Source organism: Rudanella lutea DSM 19387 (assembly GCF_000383955.1).
In the GTDB taxonomy this organism is placed as follows: domain Bacteria; phylum Bacteroidota; class Bacteroidia; order Cytophagales; family Spirosomataceae; genus Rudanella; species Rudanella lutea.
Window position 1 is genome coordinate 4,497,516 of record NZ_KB913013.1, and the last position, 16,837, is coordinate 4,514,352.

General features: G+C 56.9%; 13 protein-coding genes. 3 read left to right on the forward strand and 10 right to left on the reverse strand.

From position 1 onward, the window contains the following. Window positions 1-14: 14 nt before the first annotated feature. Window positions 15-1,871, reverse strand: a complete 1,857-nt coding sequence (locus RUDLU_RS0118650; RefSeq protein WP_019989933.1) for an SGNH/GDSL hydrolase family protein — start codon at window positions 1,869-1,871, stop codon at window positions 15-17. A gap of 189 nt (window positions 1,872-2,060) precedes the next feature. Here RUDLU_RS0118650 and RUDLU_RS0118655 point away from each other — a divergent pair, with 189 nt between their 5' ends. Further along, window positions 2,061-3,473 (forward strand): arylsulfatase, encoded by a 1,413-nt coding sequence (locus RUDLU_RS0118655; protein WP_019989934.1) that lies wholly within the window; start codon window positions 2,061-2,063, stop codon window positions 3,471-3,473. Between the two features lie 40 nt (window positions 3,474-3,513). On the opposite strand, the gene RUDLU_RS0118660 is transcribed toward RUDLU_RS0118655, so the two are convergent. After that, window positions 3,514-3,993 (reverse strand): ankyrin repeat domain-containing protein, encoded by a 480-nt coding sequence (locus RUDLU_RS0118660; protein ID WP_019989935.1) that lies wholly within the window; start codon window positions 3,991-3,993, stop codon window positions 3,514-3,516. Between the two features lie 195 nt (window positions 3,994-4,188). Between RUDLU_RS0118660 and RUDLU_RS0118665 the strand changes: the two genes are divergently transcribed. Next, a complete protein-coding gene (locus tag RUDLU_RS0118665) occupies window positions 4,189-5,310 on the forward strand; it encodes a TlpA disulfide reductase family protein (protein ID WP_019989936.1) in 1,122 nt (373 codons plus the stop codon). Between the two features lie 157 nt (window positions 5,311-5,467). Here RUDLU_RS0118665 and RUDLU_RS0118670 read toward each other — a convergent pair whose 3' ends face one another. Next, window positions 5,468-6,727 carry a hypothetical protein gene (locus RUDLU_RS0118670; RefSeq protein ID WP_019989937.1) on the reverse strand — a complete coding sequence of 420 codons (1,260 nt, stop codon included), beginning with the start codon at window positions 6,725-6,727 and terminating at the stop codon, window positions 5,468-5,470. Between the two features lie 141 nt (window positions 6,728-6,868). Here RUDLU_RS0118670 and RUDLU_RS0118675 point away from each other — a divergent pair, with 141 nt between their 5' ends. After that, on the forward strand, window positions 6,869-7,954 hold the full coding sequence (locus RUDLU_RS0118675) for a hypothetical protein (RefSeq protein ID WP_019989938.1): 1,086 nt from the start codon (window positions 6,869-6,871) through the stop codon (window positions 7,952-7,954). Here RUDLU_RS0118675 and RUDLU_RS0118680 read toward each other — a convergent pair. The 7 genes from RUDLU_RS0118680 to RUDLU_RS0118710 all read right to left on the reverse strand — a co-directional run bounded on the left by RUDLU_RS0118680 (window position 7,920) and on the right by RUDLU_RS0118710 (window position 16,728). Beyond that, window positions 7,920-9,020 carry a LacI family DNA-binding transcriptional regulator gene (locus RUDLU_RS0118680; protein ID WP_019989939.1) on the reverse strand — a complete coding sequence of 367 codons (1,101 nt, stop codon included), beginning with the start codon at window positions 9,018-9,020 and terminating at the stop codon, window positions 7,920-7,922. The genes RUDLU_RS0118675 and RUDLU_RS0118680 overlap by 35 nt on opposite strands. Window positions 9,021-9,094: 74 nt before the next feature. Then, window positions 9,095-10,477: a putative oxidoreductase C-terminal domain-containing protein gene (locus RUDLU_RS0118685; RefSeq protein WP_019989940.1), complete on the reverse strand. Its 1,383-nt coding sequence runs from the start codon at window positions 10,475-10,477 to the stop codon at window positions 9,095-9,097. Beyond that, complete coding sequence (locus tag RUDLU_RS0118690; RefSeq protein WP_019989941.1) at window positions 10,474-11,274, reverse strand: glucosamine-6-phosphate deaminase; 801 nt, start codon at window positions 11,272-11,274, stop codon at window positions 10,474-10,476. Before RUDLU_RS0118690 ends, RUDLU_RS0118685 begins: the two co-directional genes overlap by 4 nt. Before the next feature lie 51 nt (window positions 11,275-11,325). Beyond that, window positions 11,326-12,525, reverse strand: a complete 1,200-nt coding sequence (gene nagA, locus RUDLU_RS0118695) for an N-acetylglucosamine-6-phosphate deacetylase (RefSeq protein ID WP_019989942.1) — start codon at window positions 12,523-12,525, stop codon at window positions 11,326-11,328. Continuing rightward, the gene (locus tag RUDLU_RS0118700; RefSeq protein WP_019989943.1) at window positions 12,512-13,891 is read right to left on the reverse strand and encodes a sugar MFS transporter; all 1,380 of its coding nucleotides are present in this window, start codon (window positions 13,889-13,891) and stop codon (window positions 12,512-12,514) included. Before RUDLU_RS0118700 ends, nagA begins: the two co-directional genes overlap by 14 nt. Before the next feature lie 401 nt (window positions 13,892-14,292). Then, a complete protein-coding gene (locus RUDLU_RS0118705) occupies window positions 14,293-15,612 on the reverse strand; it encodes a Gfo/Idh/MocA family protein (RefSeq protein ID WP_019989944.1) in 1,320 nt (439 codons plus the stop codon). Between the two features lie 522 nt (window positions 15,613-16,134). Beyond that, window positions 16,135-16,728: a Crp/Fnr family transcriptional regulator gene (locus RUDLU_RS0118710; RefSeq protein WP_027303207.1), complete on the reverse strand. Its 594-nt coding sequence runs from the start codon at window positions 16,726-16,728 to the stop codon at window positions 16,135-16,137. Between the last annotated feature and the right edge of the window lie 109 nt (window positions 16,729-16,837).

Below are 16,837 nucleotides of genomic sequence, written 5' to 3' on the forward strand. Positions count from 1 at the left end.
TTGAGCTACAGCCATTATTTTTTACGGGTTTTGCGGGGTTGCTCCTGTACAACCGGCTGGGCTATTGGTTTCAGGTAAGGACGCATTTTCTCGGCCAGAAGTCCGTAGCCCTGCGCATTTGGGTGCAACCCGTCGGTAAATAGCGATTCGTTTATTTTGCCGTCCGACCCCAGAAAAACCGTGCCGGGTTGGGCAAAGGTGGCATTCAATTCACCGGCAATTCGGGCAATGTCTTCGTTTAGTCGGGCAATCCGTTTTTCTTCATTTCGGCGGGGCAGAATCCCGATCATCAGGAGCTGAGCCGTTGGTTGCCGGGCTTTAATGGCCTGTCCCAAAAACTTCAGACCGGCCACAATGTCGTCGTTGGTGTTTAGCCCGATGTTATTCGTGCCGATCATCAACACGACCTGCTCAGCCGTGTAGCCATCCAACTCACCGTGATACACGCGCCAGAGTACGTTTTCGATCCGGTCCCAGCCGAAACCCATGTTTTGTACCCCCAGCGGTTCCATCACGGCGTTCCATGAATCGGTGCCGCGCGCAATGGGAGCCTGCGGCTCGCCCGCCCAGTAGTGCGTAATTGAGTTGCCGAAGAAAACGATCCGGGGTGGTTTCGCTTTCACCCGTGCCAGTATGGCCCGGTGGCGGGTCTCCCAGTCGTAAATGCTTGCATCGCGCGATTGGGTGCGGGCGCGGGTGGTCGACAGGGTGCCCGCCGGTTCGTTCAGAATGGGCCGCAGCACCCGCTCGTAAGCCTCGGCATACTGGAGCATGCCAAAATCGCTCGGGTGCGTTCCATCGACCATCGATTCGGCGTCGAGGTTAAGGGCTGAGTAGGGAAGCAAATATAAATCCTGAATACCCTCGGCTTTTAGCTGGGCGAAAATCTGATGCTGTAAGTTGTTGACCTCCTCGTACAACTGCCGCCGACCGGGGTTGGTGCCGCCATCGGTATAGCCCGCATGGTCGACGAGCAGAATGGGGGTATTGGGTCGTTTTTGCTTCAGGAGCCGAACCGCGTGCAGGGTGCGGGCGCGGGTGGTATCGAGCGGAATCCCGGTCGACGAAATGAGATTGGGCAGGCAGTCGAGCACATACACGCGGGCGTCGATTTCGGGCAGGAGTTCGTACACTTCTTTTTCCATGCGGCCATTCCCCGAAAACGCCAGATTGATCATGGGCTGATCGAGTTTGCGGCCCAGAATATTCACCCACGACATACCCGCCCGCGAAGCCGAGTACCCGTGGGCAATGGAGGTGCCGTACACCACAATCGGTTTGTAGGGGCGTACGGGTAACGGAGTAAACGCACTACCGGTTGGCACGCCAATTTCGAGCCATTTGAGTGAGTTGCCCAGTGGGAGGTAAAGCTGGTATTCGCGACCTTTCTGATGTTGGGGTTCGGAGGGTTGAAGCCCCGTATAGGTGAACCGGATGGTATCACCGAAAGTCGGTCGGCCGTTGCACCAGAGCCATTCGCCATCGCTGTTGCGGGCGTATAGGTCAACTCCGCTGGCTCCCGTCGTCGACATGTTCGTCAGCGACAGATTACCGTTGACGGCGTAGCGCACGCTGATCTGATTTGTATTGGCCCGAAACCGAATGAGTAGCCCGGTTGCATGGCGCGACAGGTTCCATACGGCCGGACGCACTGCTTTCTGGGCTACCGCCGGGAGCCGGTCGTAGGGGCTCAGGAGTGCTTTGCCCGTCCAGCCCTGGCCTTCCAGCACGGGTATGTCCGACTGAGCGGGGTTCCACCACGTAAGCTGAACGGCAGTTTGGGCCGCCGGGGCCGCTGTTTGGGGTGTTTGTGCGAACGAAAGGTGAATCAGGCAAAGCCCGATTCCGAAAAGGGCAGCAATGCGTTTCATACGAGGGATAGCGGCCGGGAGTTGGATTAGCAAGGACCACTCAACCGGCCTTATGTATCAGAAGGAACCTACCCGCTCGATTATACCCAACGCGTGCGCCACTTCGGTCTGCTGTATGGGTAAATTCGCCTTTTAAACCCCCTTACGTGTACAAGTCGACTTCTGTACACCCAAAATCAGACACGTGTGATGCACCCCCGAAACCGGCCTTTCTGGCTCTTGCTGCCCCTTTTGCTTACTGCCCTCGCCACCGTGACTGTAGCCCAGCAGTCGCGGCCCAATATCATCTATATTATGGCTGATGATCTGGGATATGGAGATTTGGGCTGTTACGGACAACAAAAAGTAAAAACGCCTAACCTCGACCGCATGGCCCGGCAGGGCATCCGCTTTACCCGGTTTTACGCGGGTAGCACCGTGTGCGCGCCCTCACGTTGTGCGCTCATGACGGGTAAGCACATGGGGCACGCCTACGTGCGGGGCAACGGGGAAATTCCTTTACGCGACACCGATACTACGTTGGCGCAACGGTTGCAGGCCAACGGCTATAAAACCGGTATGTTTGGTAAATGGGGCCTTGGCCTGAACAATAATTCCGGCGCACCGCAGCGCAAAGGTTGGGACGAGTTTACGGGCTACCTGCATCACCGGCACGCGCATAACTACCATACCGATTCGCTTTGGCAGGTGCGAAATGGACAACTGTCGGTGTTACGGCTTTCGCCAACCCAGTACACGCACGACGTGATTATGGACCGTGCCTTCGAATTTTTGCAGAATCGGCAGGCCGACAAACAACCGTTTTTTCTGTACCTGCCTATTACACTCGTGCACGCCGAAATGGCAACGACCGATGAGGACGCTCGCCCGATTCTGACCGCTGACGGCCGAAGCCCGTTTCCCGAAACGCCGTTTGTGAAACGCCCCGGCACCTCGTATTCGAGCCAGCAAAACCCCAAAGCAACGTTTGCGGCCATGCTGAGTCGGCTGGATAAGGATGTGGGTAAGCTTCTGGAACTGCTCAAACAGTACGGTATGGACAAGAACACCTACGTGTTTTTTACGTCGGACAACGGTCCGCATCGGGAGGGTGGGGCTAACCCGGAGTTTTTCGACAGCAACGGCCCGCTGCGCGGTATCAAGCGCGATTTATACGAGGGTGGTATTCGGGTACCTATGATTGCCTTGGGAGGGCGCGTCAGGCCGGGCAAGGTGAGCAATGCCGTTTGGGCCAATTGGGACATCAGCCCGACGATTTGCGCCTTAACCCGAACCGCCCCACCCCGTAATATTGATGGGTTGGACATGAGTCGGGTACTGATGAGTTCGGCGCCGGCCCCGGCCAACCGATCGTTGTTCTGGCAGTTCGATGAGGGCGAGTTGCGGCAGGCGTTGTTGCAGGATAACTGGAAACTGGTGCGGCTGAAGAAAAAGGGGGAACCTGAGCGGCTCGAACTCTACGACCTGGGGCAGGACGAAGGCGAAACCACCAATCTGGCGGCCAGTAAACCCGATAAAGTGGCCGCCCTGCTGGCCCTGATGAAAGAGGCACAAACGCCCACGGAGCATCCGCAATTTGACTGGAGCAAGAGTGAGCAATAATCAACGGCGGGCGGGTCACAAGGTGGCCCGCCCGCTCTGGTTACAGCCACTGAAGGGCTTCTTCGTTACCTTGCTGAATGGCTATATCGCGGGCCGAAAGCCCCCGCGCGTCGCGCAGGCTGGTGTCGGCTCCGGCATCGAGCAGGCATTTCACCATATTGTTACGCCCAAACATAGTGGCAAACATCAGCGCTGTGCCTCCGTTGCCGTTTTGCAGATCGAGGTCGGCACCGTGTTGAATAAGAAGGTCGGCAATTTCGGGGTGCCCTTTAAACGAAATACCCATAAGGGCCGTGTTGCCGCTTGCATCCTGAATATTAGGGTCGGCGCCGGCATCGAGCAGGAGCTGGGTAGCTTCCTGCTGGCCGTCGTAGGCGGCTACAATCAGGGGGGTAAAGCCCTTGCCGTTCTGGATGTTTATATCAACTTGATTGTCGATCAGTTGTCGGAGGTAGGCTGTATCGCCCCGGCGGGCGGCATCGAAGAGTAAATCTTCGGGATGGTCGGAGTAAAACGCCATGAATGCTTGTCTGTTTTGGTCGTTCGGTGCAAGTATAAACCCAAAACGGCCGGATATGTCTTTTGGGCATCTGCAAACCCATGCTACGGGCTCATTTTCGCGATAAATGACCCATTCGCCCGCCGTTCATCCGATTCTGTAGCAACGCAATCGGCAAAATCAGTACCTTTAATCGTCTACAAAATACATTCGAACATGAAAAAGCTGGCTACCATGGCCTTGCTGCTCCTTCCCTCGATGCTCTGGGCACAGGGAGGAGCGTACACCATCAAAGGTAAACTGGGCAATTCATCGGCAACCAAAGCCTTTTTGCGGTATCGGGCCGGGGCGGCCATCAAAATGGACACGGCGCTTATTCAGCAGGGCGCGTTTGAGTTTAAAGGGTCTGTAGAGAACCCCATGCAGGCTTCGCTTGCCGTTGAGAAACAGGGCCGGGTGAACCCTGCATCGGTGATGGGCGTGTATCTGGAGCCCGGCACTATCACGGTAATTAGCCCCGACTCCATGCAGAATGCCGTAGTGGCCGGCACACCCCTCAACGTGGATAACAACAAGCTACGGATGGCGCTCAAACCGGCTTCGCAAAAAATGGAGCTGTTCATGAAAGAGTACCAGTCAGCGTCGGCAGAGCAACGTAAGTCGAAGGAGTTCAACGAGTCGTCGGAGAAGCGGTACGAGGCTATTCAGGCCGAGCAAAAGCAGGTTTGGGCCGATTTTATCAAGAATAACCCCAACAGCCTCATCAGTCTGGATGCGTTGCAGAACTACGGCGGCTATGCACCCGAATACACGACCGTGAAGCCCGTGTTTGATGGGTTGTCGGATGCGGTGAAAAACAGCAAAGGTGGTAAAGAGTATGCCGATATGCTGGTGAAGCTGAAGGCAACGTCGATCGGCGAAATGGCGATGGACTTCACGCAGGCCGATACGTCGGGCCGGGCCGTGTCGCTCCGCGATTTCCGGGGTAAATATGTGCTTGTTGACTTCTGGGCGAGCTGGTGCGGCCCCTGCCGGATGGAAAACCCCAACGTGGTGAAGAATTACAATGACTTCAAAGACCGGAACTTTACGGTGCTTGGGGTTTCGCTCGACCGGCCCAACGCCAAAGACGCCTGGATGAAGGCCATCTACAAAGATAACCTCACCTGGACGCACGTATCGGATCTGAAATTCTGGGAAAACGAGGTGGCTAAAATGTACGGCGTTCGGGCTATTCCGCAGAACTTCCTGATTGGCCCCGATGGTAAGATTCTGGCCAAGAATATCCGGGGCGAAGACCTCGGCAAGAAATTGGCCGAACTGATTCCGCAGAAGTAGGAAGGCGGTATATAGTTTTTGGTTTTTGGTTTATCGTTTTTAGTTAGGCTGGCGCATGATGGCTGGCGCATGATGAGACGCAAGTATGCGTCTCTACGCGGGCCGGTCCAACGGCAACCCATAAACGATAAACTCAAAACGATAAACCCAAAAACCATCAACCAGGCGCGACTTCCATTGAGGTCGCGCCTTTTGTTTGGCCCGTAGCTGCCCGCCACAACCCGACAACCCCCATCCACAGCCCCACCGAAAAAAAGAGCATCAGCTGGGCAAAATACGGGAGATAGGTGCCGGTGCGTTGCAGGATTGATTCGAATACGAGCCCGCCTTCGGTTAGGATGAAGAAGACCAAAATCAGGCCGAGAGCCGGGCCTGAGGGGCGTAGTACCCCGCGTTGAATGGCCCACGCCAATAGGAAAAAGCTTATGACCCCGATAAATACGAGGTGCAGATACGCAATTACCAGATGCCGTTGGGCGTAACTCCACTCGGTGGCCCACACACTCGCCGACCACGCCTGTAGCCCAAGCTTGAGCCCGAAACTCACCAGTGCCAGTTGACCCAGCCGGTAAGCCACGGGGCGAAGTTCACTTTGCAACCGGGACCGACCTTGCCAGAGTTGCCAAATGAGCCAGCTACCGGCCCCAAGCTGCACTATCCCGGCCACTCCACCCACTCCCCACACCCACGCGGGTGGTTGAGTCCACAGGGCCGAAAGAGCCAGTGTCCCCACGGTGGCGGCCACCCAGACCGCCAGAAACCAATTAGCCGCCCGGCCGGTAGGCATACAGCCCCACCGCTCAAGCGGGCGGATGAGCAAGGCCAGGCACCCGAATATGAACCAGCCGTTGTACAGAAAGTGCAGGTAAAAATAGATCGAGAGGTTGTACCAGATTGTCTCGTGCAAGTGCCGGGCTTTCAGAATACCGAGGGCATACGGCCCCAGCGTCGACACCACCAGAAAAAGCAAACCCCAGCGCACAAACCGGGCCGCCAGGGAGCGATCGGGTCGGAGGTCGGTGCGGAGTCGCCAGGCCATGTAGTACGACAGCAGTACGTGTAACGTCGAGAACACGATAGACCCTGCGGCATAGCCCTGCACCGGAAACAGCCCCAGCATCCCGACAATAGCGACCTGAAACCCGATCCAGATCGGGCGGTAGGCTTTCTGTTGTGCTGAAGAGACAAACTGAGCTACCAAAGCCAGAAACAAGGCGTTGAACGCCCAGCCAAGCAACACCACGTGCGAATGGGCGTGCAGCCAGTACGGGTACACAAGCGTGGCCGAAGGTCGCAACAACAGATACCGGAGCAGTACCCCAAGCGCTCCGGCCACTACCCACCACAGTAGGGCGGTTTGCCAGCCGCGCTGCTCCTGAGTCCGCGCGGTTTGGGGATTTGTATCGGCTACGTTCATATACCGACAAAAATAGCGCAGCGCCCCGCCGAATGGCTTGACCTAAATAGGGCGCCGGTCTGATTTGGGTCAGGTCGGAGCTGGGGGGGCGGGTGTTTCTTTGTACCTGAGGTCAGTTGTCCAATGCCTCGGTGCTGTTGTATGGAATCAACCCGTATTCCCCCCATTGCGTTGCTGCCGTTTGCCCTACTGGCGCTGGTATTGGGCATCCTGACCGGTTTGGTTCGGCTGGGCTATCCTATGCCTGTGGCCGAGGCTGTGGGACAGCACGGGGCGTTGATGATTGGCTCGTTTCTGACCACCCTGATTCTGCTCGAACGGGCTGTGGTGTTCAAAACAAACGGGGCCTTGCTGGCTCCACTGCTCAACGGGCTCAGCCTGCCTGCTTTCTGGCTGGGGGCCACCGAACTGGCGCAGGGGCTATTGGTTGCGGGTGCGTTGAGCATGGTGCTGATGACTTATCTGTTTCTGGTTCGGCACCGGCACAGCTATTACTACCTCCTGTTGGCGGGCAGCATATGCCTGGCGGTAGGCAATAGTTTGCTGTTTCGGAATGGCTTTTATCCGTTGGCCGTGCCCTGGTGGATAGGCTTTTTGCTGTTTACCATTGTGGGCGAACGACTCGAACTGAGTCGGTTTTTGCCACTGACGACTGGCCAGCGGGCTTTGCTTTGGGCCTTGCTGGCTCTGGTGGGGCTGGGCATCGGGCAGCCATTTCACGGGGCCGGACAGCCGGTGCTGGGTGCTGGTATGCTGGGCGTAGCTCTTTGGCTGCTTCGGTTCGATATGGCCCTCAAATCATTGCGGAAACCGGGGCAGGCCCGCTACAGCGGAGTGTGGTTGCTGATGGGCTACGGCTGGCTGTTTCTGAGCGGACTCCTGTTCCTGCTGCCCGTGCGCAACGCCTTCTGGTACGACGCAGCCCTGCACAGCTTCTTTCTGGGCTTTGTGTTTTCGATGATTTTTGCTCACGCGCCCATTATTCTGCCCGGTGTGCTGGGTCAGGGTGGGGTGTTTTATCACCCGTTGCTGTACGCATGGGCCGGGCTCAACAGCGTGTCGCTGGGGCTCCGGTTGTTGGCCGACTGGCAGGCACTGCCCGACTGGCGGGTTGTCAGTGGGTTTGGGCAAGCGGCCGCTCTGCTGGGCTTTTTTGCCACAATGGCCCTCACCGTGACCGGGTTAAACCGGCTTAGTTTTCGTAAAAAAGGCTATTCTCGCGGGTAACGATGTCAATAGGCATGTAGTGCACCGCTTCGACCGGAGTCTGAAACACCAGATGCTGGTACAGGGCCATAATGCTCCGGTAGCCCTGATCTTCGGGCTGATGGCAAATTAGAAAATCAATGGTGCCCTGCTGAAGGTATTGGCTGTTTTTTTGCACCAGATCGTACCCAATAAGCATCGGTTTGGTCGGTAACGAACTCGATTCGAGGAACCGGGCCACCAGAAACGTCCGGGAGTTGGTCACAAAAATCAGGTCGAGGTCGGGGTGGGCGGTCAGGTAAGCCGAAAGGGCGGTTGAAACGGCCGTTTGATCCGTTTCGTGCAGGTCGATCCGGTCGACGAGGCAAGCCGGTCGATGCTCGGTCAGGTACGCCCGGAAGCCCTCTTCGATGCGTCGGTAGGTGAAGCTTTCCAGATCGGCGGCCAGGTTGACCACCAGCACCCGGCCCGCGCCCCGCAGGGCGTAGGTACTCAGCCGACCGGCCAGATACCCACTCTCAAACAGGGGCGGGCCAATGTACGACAGGCTGGCAAGGTCGGGGATGTTAGAGTCGATAAACACATACGGAATACCCCTTTCCCCACACGCCAGGGCAAACGCGCGCGCTTCTTCCACAAACATGGGCGCCAGCACCACGCCATCGGGCGGGTTGGCCAGAATCAGACGGGTTTGCTCCACAAACGTCTGCTTATCGTTGAGGTCGAAAAAAAGCTCATCCACCCGCAGCCCGTACGCCCGTACCTCGGCATCGGCCCGCTGAATACCCCGGCGGGGGGCGTCCCAGAAATCCAGTTCGGGTGTTGCCGACGGGATGAGGGCCACCAGCCGGTTCGATTTGCCCGACGCCAGCCGCCGGGCGAGCAGGTTAGGCTGGTAGTCTAACTCCTGAATGATGGCGAGGATTTTCTCCCGCGTTTTTTCCGACACCCCGCCCCGGTTATGAATCACCCGGTCGACGGTAGCAATGGCCACATTGGCCCGACGCGCTATTTCTTTGACGCCCTGAAGTTCTTTCTTTTTCATCAATACATCGTCCCCTTCGGTCGGGCGGGTTTGCGGGGGCAAAAGGTGTGCCTGTCCGCAAACCCGCCGACTGCAAGATAGGCCACCCGATTGGCATCACAAAAGGGGCGGGTTTGTTACCTGGACGCCATTTGCAGTGCCTGTGTGGTGGTGTAGTATTTGGCCAGCATGTTGGGCACTTCCCAGGCGGGCAGTTTACCGGCGCTCAGGTACCGAAAATACGCGTCGGCTACCTGTTTGAAATGGGCTTCGTGCCCCACTTCGTAACGTTCGGGAATACCAATCTGCCATTTGTCGCCCTGCCGGATAAGCGTCAGACCGGGGTATGTTTTCCGAAGCGTAGCGAGGGCAGTTTCGAGTGTTTTCTCAAAGGCGGCTGCGGCTTGCCCGGCTATGGGTTTTACGTACAAAACAGGCTTGTACTGCTGAGCGGCTCCCTGTTCAATAATCAGGTGGGCCCGGCTGCCCCGCATGAGCGAGTAGTGGAGGTCGCCGGTGCCTGCGGGTGGTTCAAAATTCCAGCGGACCGCCACTTTGGCCGTTATACCTTTAAGTCGATACACCATTTCACCATTGGCGTACACATCGAGCAGGCTATCGCGCCGACTGTTCTGGAGGTAATCGGGGTAGGTATTTTGCCGGGTCACCTGTTTGAACTGAGCCGGAGTGAGCGTAGTGGGCCAGCGCCGGGCGCTGTGCATGGCCACATCGGTCTGATAGTTGAGCTTCACGTCCGGGAAACACGACCACTGAATCAGGTCGACGAGGTGAGTGGTTACGTCAACCAGCCCTTCGCCCTGCTGACGGACATCGAAAAACCAGGCCGGGCGTACCAGCGGCTGCCCCGACACGTATTTGAAAAAGTGGTGCACACTTTCTTTAATCACGGCCGGGTTGTCGGGGGTACCGCGCTCCAGTTGCCCAAACACGGCCGGCACCTGTGTCAGTGCCCGTTGCAGGGCGTTGGTGATCTCGTACCGCTCGGTCATGATGTCGTACAGCAACACCTTTTTGCGCTCGGCCGTGGCAAATGCCCCCTTGAGCCGGTCAAAATCAGCCTTGTCGATCGCCATGGGTTTGTCGGACAGAACGTTCATCCCTGCCCCAACGAGTTGCGGAATGTAGCCGTTTTTCCGCCGGTTATTGCCCGACAGCACCACCACGTTACCCGGTTTGTCGGTCAGGAGCCGGTTCAGGTAGTCGGGGCTGGTGTACACAATCGGTTTCCAGTGCGTCGGGTTGTCGGCGCGGTTGTTGTACTGCCGGATTCGGTCTTCGTAAGCCTGTAAATCGGGCCCGGCGGGGGCAAACACCGACACCTCGGGGCTCACCGTGGGGTACATCGATTTCTGCACCAGGGCGGCATGAAAATGGCCGGGGTCGAGTACAACCAGCCGAACCGGCGGGGTGGCCGGTCGCGGTTGCGAAGCGGGAGTAGGGGTCAACATGGTGGCGGCAAGCGCGAAGGTGGCGCTCAGGGTAGGCCAGAATAACATCATGCTACAGAGTCTTGGGCCGAATGTTCATCGAGTGCGGGCAGGAGCGATGCGCTGTCGGCATCGATAAACAGCGTAGCGTCTTCGTGCCGACGCAGAATGGTCGACGGGTACAGTTCGGTAATGTCTGATTGTAAGGTATGCGCAATAGCCTGTGCCTTGTTGTGGCCCGGCACCATGCAAAATACGTGCGGAGCCTGCATCAGGGCCGGTACGGTAAGCGTGAGGGCGTGGGTCGGTACATCGTCGAAATGGGTAAAGCAACCGTCGTTTACCTGCTGTTGCCGACAGGCCGTGTCCAGGTCAACCACTTTCACCAGCACCGGATCGTCGAACAGGGCCACGTGCGGGTCGTTGAAGGCAATATGGCAGTTTTCGCCAATGCCCATGCACACAATATCGACCGGAAACTGGGTCAGCAGAATAGCGTACCGGTTGCATTCGGCCTCCATATCGGGTGCGTTGCCGTTCAGGTAATACACCTCACCAAAGGGCACCCGATCGAACAGGCGTTCGCGCAGGAAGTTGCCAAACCCCTGCGGAGCCTCGGCGGGCAGACCCACGTATTCGTCCATGTGAAACGCCCGCACCCGGCCCCAGTCGATGTCGGGCTGTACGCGTAGGTTTTCCAGAAATTCCTGCTGCGAGGGAGCCGCGGCAAAAATCATGGCAACGGTATCCTGTTCATTGAGGAGAGTGCGCATCCGCTCGGCAACGGCCAAAGCAGCCTTTATGCCCAGTTGAGCGCGGTTGGGATGCAGGCGCAGGGCCAGCCGGTCGGTATGGGTTTGTGGAGTCATTGTGTTTTGGGTTATTGCGTTTTTGGTTTGAGTTAGGAGGGAGGTTCCCAATTAAATTACCGCTTCGGGCTCGCGCTGAAACACAATCCGGCCGCCGACCACCGTGAGCGCAACATGGCAATCGTCGTCGAACACAACCAGGTCGGCGTCTTTCCGGGCGGTGAGGGAGCCTTTGCGGTCGCCCACGCCCATGATGCGGGCGGGCGTACTTGTGAGCATCTGCACGGCATCGAGCAACGGAATGTCGGTTTGGGTACGGATGGTCCGCAGCAGTCGGTCAGCCGTAGCCACACTACCCGCAAACGCCTGTCGGTTGGGCATTTTAGCAACACCATCCTCCACAATCACGGGCAGTCCATTGTCCCGATTGCCCAGGATACTTGGCCCCGGCGGCATACCCGCAGCCCGCATGGCATCGGTAATGAGGGCCGTGCGGTCGGGGCCTTTGATCTTGTAAGCCAGCTTGAGCAGCGGCCCCGGCAGGTGAGCCCCGTCGGCAATGAGCTCTACGTCTAGCTCATCGATCAGGTACGCACTTTCGACCACCCCTGCCAACCGGAACCCCTGCCGCCGGGTCACCGTCGACATGGCGCTGTAAAGGTGCGTAGCCAAACTGTAGCCATTTTCCACGGCGGCTACTACCTCGTCGTACACGGCATCGGTATGGGCAATGGCGGCCACTACGCCGTTATCGCGCAGGTACCGGCCAAACGCCAGAGCACCTTTACGCTCAGGGGCAGCACTCCAGCGGGTTACGGCGTTGGTATAGCCCAGTACGGCCCGGTACTCGGCCGGGTCGGGGTCGCGAATGTAGCGTGGGTCCTGAGCGCCACGCTGGTTCAGGGCAAAGTACGGCCCTTCCAGGTGCATACCCAGAAACTCGGCCCCCTGCGTGTTCTGGCCGTGGGCGCGTTCGTAGCAGTCGAGTGTGTGCAGTAGCTGATCCTGTGTACTCGTCAGCGTAGTGGGCACCATAGCGGTGGTGCCGTGTTGGGCGTGTAGCTCGGCAATGCGCAGAAACGCCGTTTCGGTGCCATCCATAAAGTCGTGCCCTCCGCCCCCGTGCACGTGAATGTCGATAAAGCCCGGAGCGATGTATGCCCCAGCCACATCGATCTCGACCGCGTCGGGCACGTTGAGCGGACCTTCACAGACGTCGGTAATCTGATTGCCGGTGACTAATACCGTCCCGTTCGGGATAATCCGTTGGGCCGTAACAACCCGCCCGTTGGTCAGTTTAAGGCGTTGCATAGCCGCTTCCCTGTTGTTCATGAACGAGTGATTTAGCGGTAACCGGCATGCCCCACCGGCGCAGCCGATGCCCCCGGAAGGCGTAGTACGCCAGGTAGAGATAACAGGGAAATAAAACCCAGTAAGCCTCGCGCAGGCCGTATTGGTCGGCCAGCAGGCCATACACCAACGGTAGGAGGGCGTTGCCGCTGAGACCCATGATGAGCAGAGCGGCCCCCACTTTGGTAAACCGGCCCAGCCCGTCGAGAGCCAACGGCCAGATACTAGCCCACACAAGCGAGTTGGCCAGCCCCAGTAATACCACAAACCAGACCGACAAATCGGCCTGTAGGCCCAGCACCGAGAGGTTGCCCCGGCTGAACAGAATCAGCAGCGTAAACACCAGCCCCAGCACCGTGCAGATTCGGAACATGTTTACCTGACTGATGACCTTCGGAATGAGGGCGATGCCGATGATGTAGCCGCAAATTGTGGCAAATAGGGTGTACGAGGGCAACACCTTGGCGTCGAGCAGGGGAATACCCATCGAACCGGCGTACCCGATGATCGTGTCGATGGCGATAACCTGTGTGCCCACGTGCAGAAAGATAGCCAGAGCGCCCAGAATCAGGTGTGGGAACTGGAAAATAGAGGTTTTATCGACGTTGGCCGCGGCTACATCAGCCGTTTCGTGCTCAGTGTTGATTTCGGGCAGGGGCGACACCCGCACCAGAATCCCCAGCCCAATGAGTACGGTGCCGATTACCGAATAGGGGACAATGACCCGGCGCACCAGCTCATCGAGGGCGGCCGCTTTTTCGGAAGCGGGCATGGTGGCGAGTTGGCTGAACAGGTCGGTATCGGTAGCCCGCAGAATCACGGCGGCAAACAGGAGCGGGGCCAGAATACCCGCGCCTTTGTTGCAGATTCCCATGATGCTGATGCGTTGGGCCGCCCGCTCTTTGGGGCCCAGAACGGTGATGTAGGGGTTGGCCGCTGTTTGCAGGATAGCCAGCCCGACGCCAATCGTAAACAGCCCAAGTAAAAACGTCGGGTAGGAGCGGGTAAGGGCGGCCGGTACAAAAATGAAGGCCCCCAACGCCATCACCCAGAACCCAACCATCATGCCTTTTTTGAAGCCCACCCGCTTGAGCAGGTACGACGACGGCACCGACATGATGAAGTACGAAATATAGAACGCAAACGTGACCAGATACGAACTGAAATTGGTTAGCTCGCAGGCGATTTTGAAGTAGGGAATCAGAATGGCGTTGACCCAGGTTACGAACCCGAATACGAAGAACAGCACCCCAATCAGCAGAATCGACACCATCGTATCGCGTTCGCTGAGGGAGCTGACTTCAACAACCTCTGGTTTGTTTTTCATGATAACTATTGGCTAATGGTTTTTGGCAACCGGTGCTCCGGGTTTTGGTAAGGCCAGTTTCTCTCCTTAAACGCTTTTCAGTACTGGACATTCGGACTTCAGACACTGGACGTTAGATTTAACGTGAATTATGGATAATGGCTAACGCGTTAGCACCTATCTGTTTAACAGCTGATTGATACGTATTTTGTCCTTAACTCACGTTAGACTTACTACCATTTATAGATGGAGGTCTAACGTCTAATGTCCAAATGTCCAGTACTGAGTAAATGCTTGACTGCCCACTTGTAAGGCCTTAGTTTAAATTAGTTTAGGGTTCGTTCTTTGCTCACTCGTTATCAGATAACAAATTGCGTGAAACATTAAACCAGAAACCCAAAACCAAAAACTACTTAACGTAGTTACACCGTTGGCTCCCAACCGCGTTGATATTCGCGTTTCCAGAATCGCTCGGCGGCTTTGTTGTTTTTGATCCGCCCGGTGGCGGGGTCAATGTCGAGCGTACTGCCCGACCGCAGAGCGATGTTGCCTAACTGACAGAGTAGCGTGCTTTGGTGCCCGCTCAGAATGTCGGAGTTGAGGGCCGCGCCTTTTCGAATAGCGTCGAAAAAGTTCTGAATATGCAGGGCGTCGAGGGCTTGCGAGGGATTCATACGGTCACGGGCGTTGATGACAACGTCGTTTTTGACCTCTTTCACAAGATTATTGTCGAGGTCGTACACCTTGTAGGCGTTGCCCCCGTCGATTTGCAGCGCCCCTTTGTCGCCGTAAAAAATGACGCCTACGCTGCTCCCTTCAATGGTACGGCCGTTGCAACTGCGGCCCTCCCAGGTCATGCCGGTATTGTTGGCAAATTCGAGGCTGATGACCTGCGTGTCGGGCGTTTCCCAATCGTCCTGATACCGGTATCGGCCACCGGTCGAGGTCACTCGGGTGGGGTAGTCGACGTTCAGGCCCCAGCGCATCAGGTCGAGCATGTGTGTGCCATTGTTGAGCGATTCGCCCGTGCCCCAGTTCCAGAACCAGTGCCAGTTGTAGTGCAGAATATTGTCTTTAAATGCCTGCCGGGGCGCGGGCCCCTGCCACAGGTCGTAGTTGAGCCACGACGGAACAGCCGATGCTTTACCGACCCCGATCGAAGGCCGATTGTTGGTGTACCAGCCCTTGGCGAAGTACGGCCGACCGATGATGCCGTCGCGAACGGCCAGCACCCCGGCCGCTACGTTGGGCCATGATCGGCGCTGATTGCCCATCTGAATCACATTCTTGTATTTTTTCTGGGCGGCCACCAGCAGTTCGCCTTCGTGCGGGTTGTGCGAACAGGGCTTTTCGAGGTACACATGCTTGCCTGCCTTAGAGGCCAGCAGGGCCGCCGGTGCGTGCCAGTGATCGGGGGCTGCTATAATCAGTGCGTCGAGGTCTTTGTCTTCCAGCGCCTTTCGGAAATCGGGCACCGCCTGCGGTTTGGCCTCGCCCAGTTTCTCAACGGTGGTAATACACTTATCGGCCGCGCGTGTGTCGACGTCGGAAACCGAACGAACCTGACAGTTGGGTTGCAGGGCAAAGTTGCTTGCTAAGGCCAGCCCCCGGCTGTTTACACCCATCATGCCCACCTGAATGCGGTCGTTGGCCCCCAGAATCCGGGCGTAACTTTTGGGGCTGAAACCGGGCAATATGCCGCCGAGTGTCAGGGCTGCCGTACCTGCCAGTGCCTGTCCCATAAAGGTTCGGCGGGAGGGCTGCGTAGTGAGGGAGTCTGGTTCGGATGGGTTGTGCGTGTGTTGATGCATCTTGTGAGAAGCGGTTCGGGTTGATTGAATCGGATAATTAAGGTGGGTGCTTAAGATAGCCACAAAAGCAACCGAATAGGGGTGGGATACTGCCCGACTGAAGGCCGGTTTTTAGCTGTAGACAATACGCAGGCTTGCCGGTTGGGGTACGTACCCGAAACACGATCCGGAAAAAAGATTGGCCGGTTGGCTGGAAGAAAGTAAAACGACCTGCACAGGAGCCTGAAAGCCAGCTCGGTTGATGGCCATACAGACCCGTTGATCTATAAAATTGGGCTTAATTCGTTGGGCGAAAAAAAGGTGAAAGGTAGGGCGAGCCATAGATAATTTGGTAAGAAGAGATACTAACGAACAACGTGTACGTACCCGAAAAGTAAACGACAGATCATTGAAAACGAAATTTGCCTTGAAATTTAATGCAATGCCTGTGCGAAATCAGAGCGGAGTTACCGCTCAACGATGCGCTACCTGGGCCCGGATACGGCTTAACGACGGGCCTTTGATACCCAGATAAGAAGCAATATGTCCGAGCGAAACCCGGTTTAGAATATCGGGTTGCCGGGTCAACAGATCGGTATAGCGCTCCTCCGCCGACTGGGTCAGCAAGCTTTCCGACCGGGTCTGGTTGATCAGAAAATAATGCTCGGCCAGTAACCGCCCAAACCGCTCCCAACCGTGCGATTGCTGGTAGAGCTCGCGGAGCCGGTCGTGTTCGATAACCAACAGCTCGGTGTCTTCGAGAGCTTCGATCAGGTAGGGGCAGGTGGTTTGGGTTAACAGGCTTTTGAGCGAGGTCAAAAATGTGTGTTCGGCTACGAAGTACAGATTGTGCTCCTGCTCGGTTTTTGGGTCCGTGTAATAGACCCGGAACATGCCTTTGAGCACAAACCCTACGTGTCGGCAAACCGAATGGCTGAAGGTAAACAAATCGTGCCGGGGAATGGCCCGGCTCTGCCAGAACGGTTCGGCCAGGAGAAGGTCTGCCTCGGTAAGCTGGGCAAATTCGCGTAACTGATGATGTAATACCGTTTGTTGAGACGGAGACATAGGCAGGAGTTCGATGGTAACGCGCCAAAACAAAGCCTAAAGTAGCGAGTTATAGGTCAGACATCGCACGATATACGTTTGGCCGTCGCTTTTTAACATAGGTGAAAAT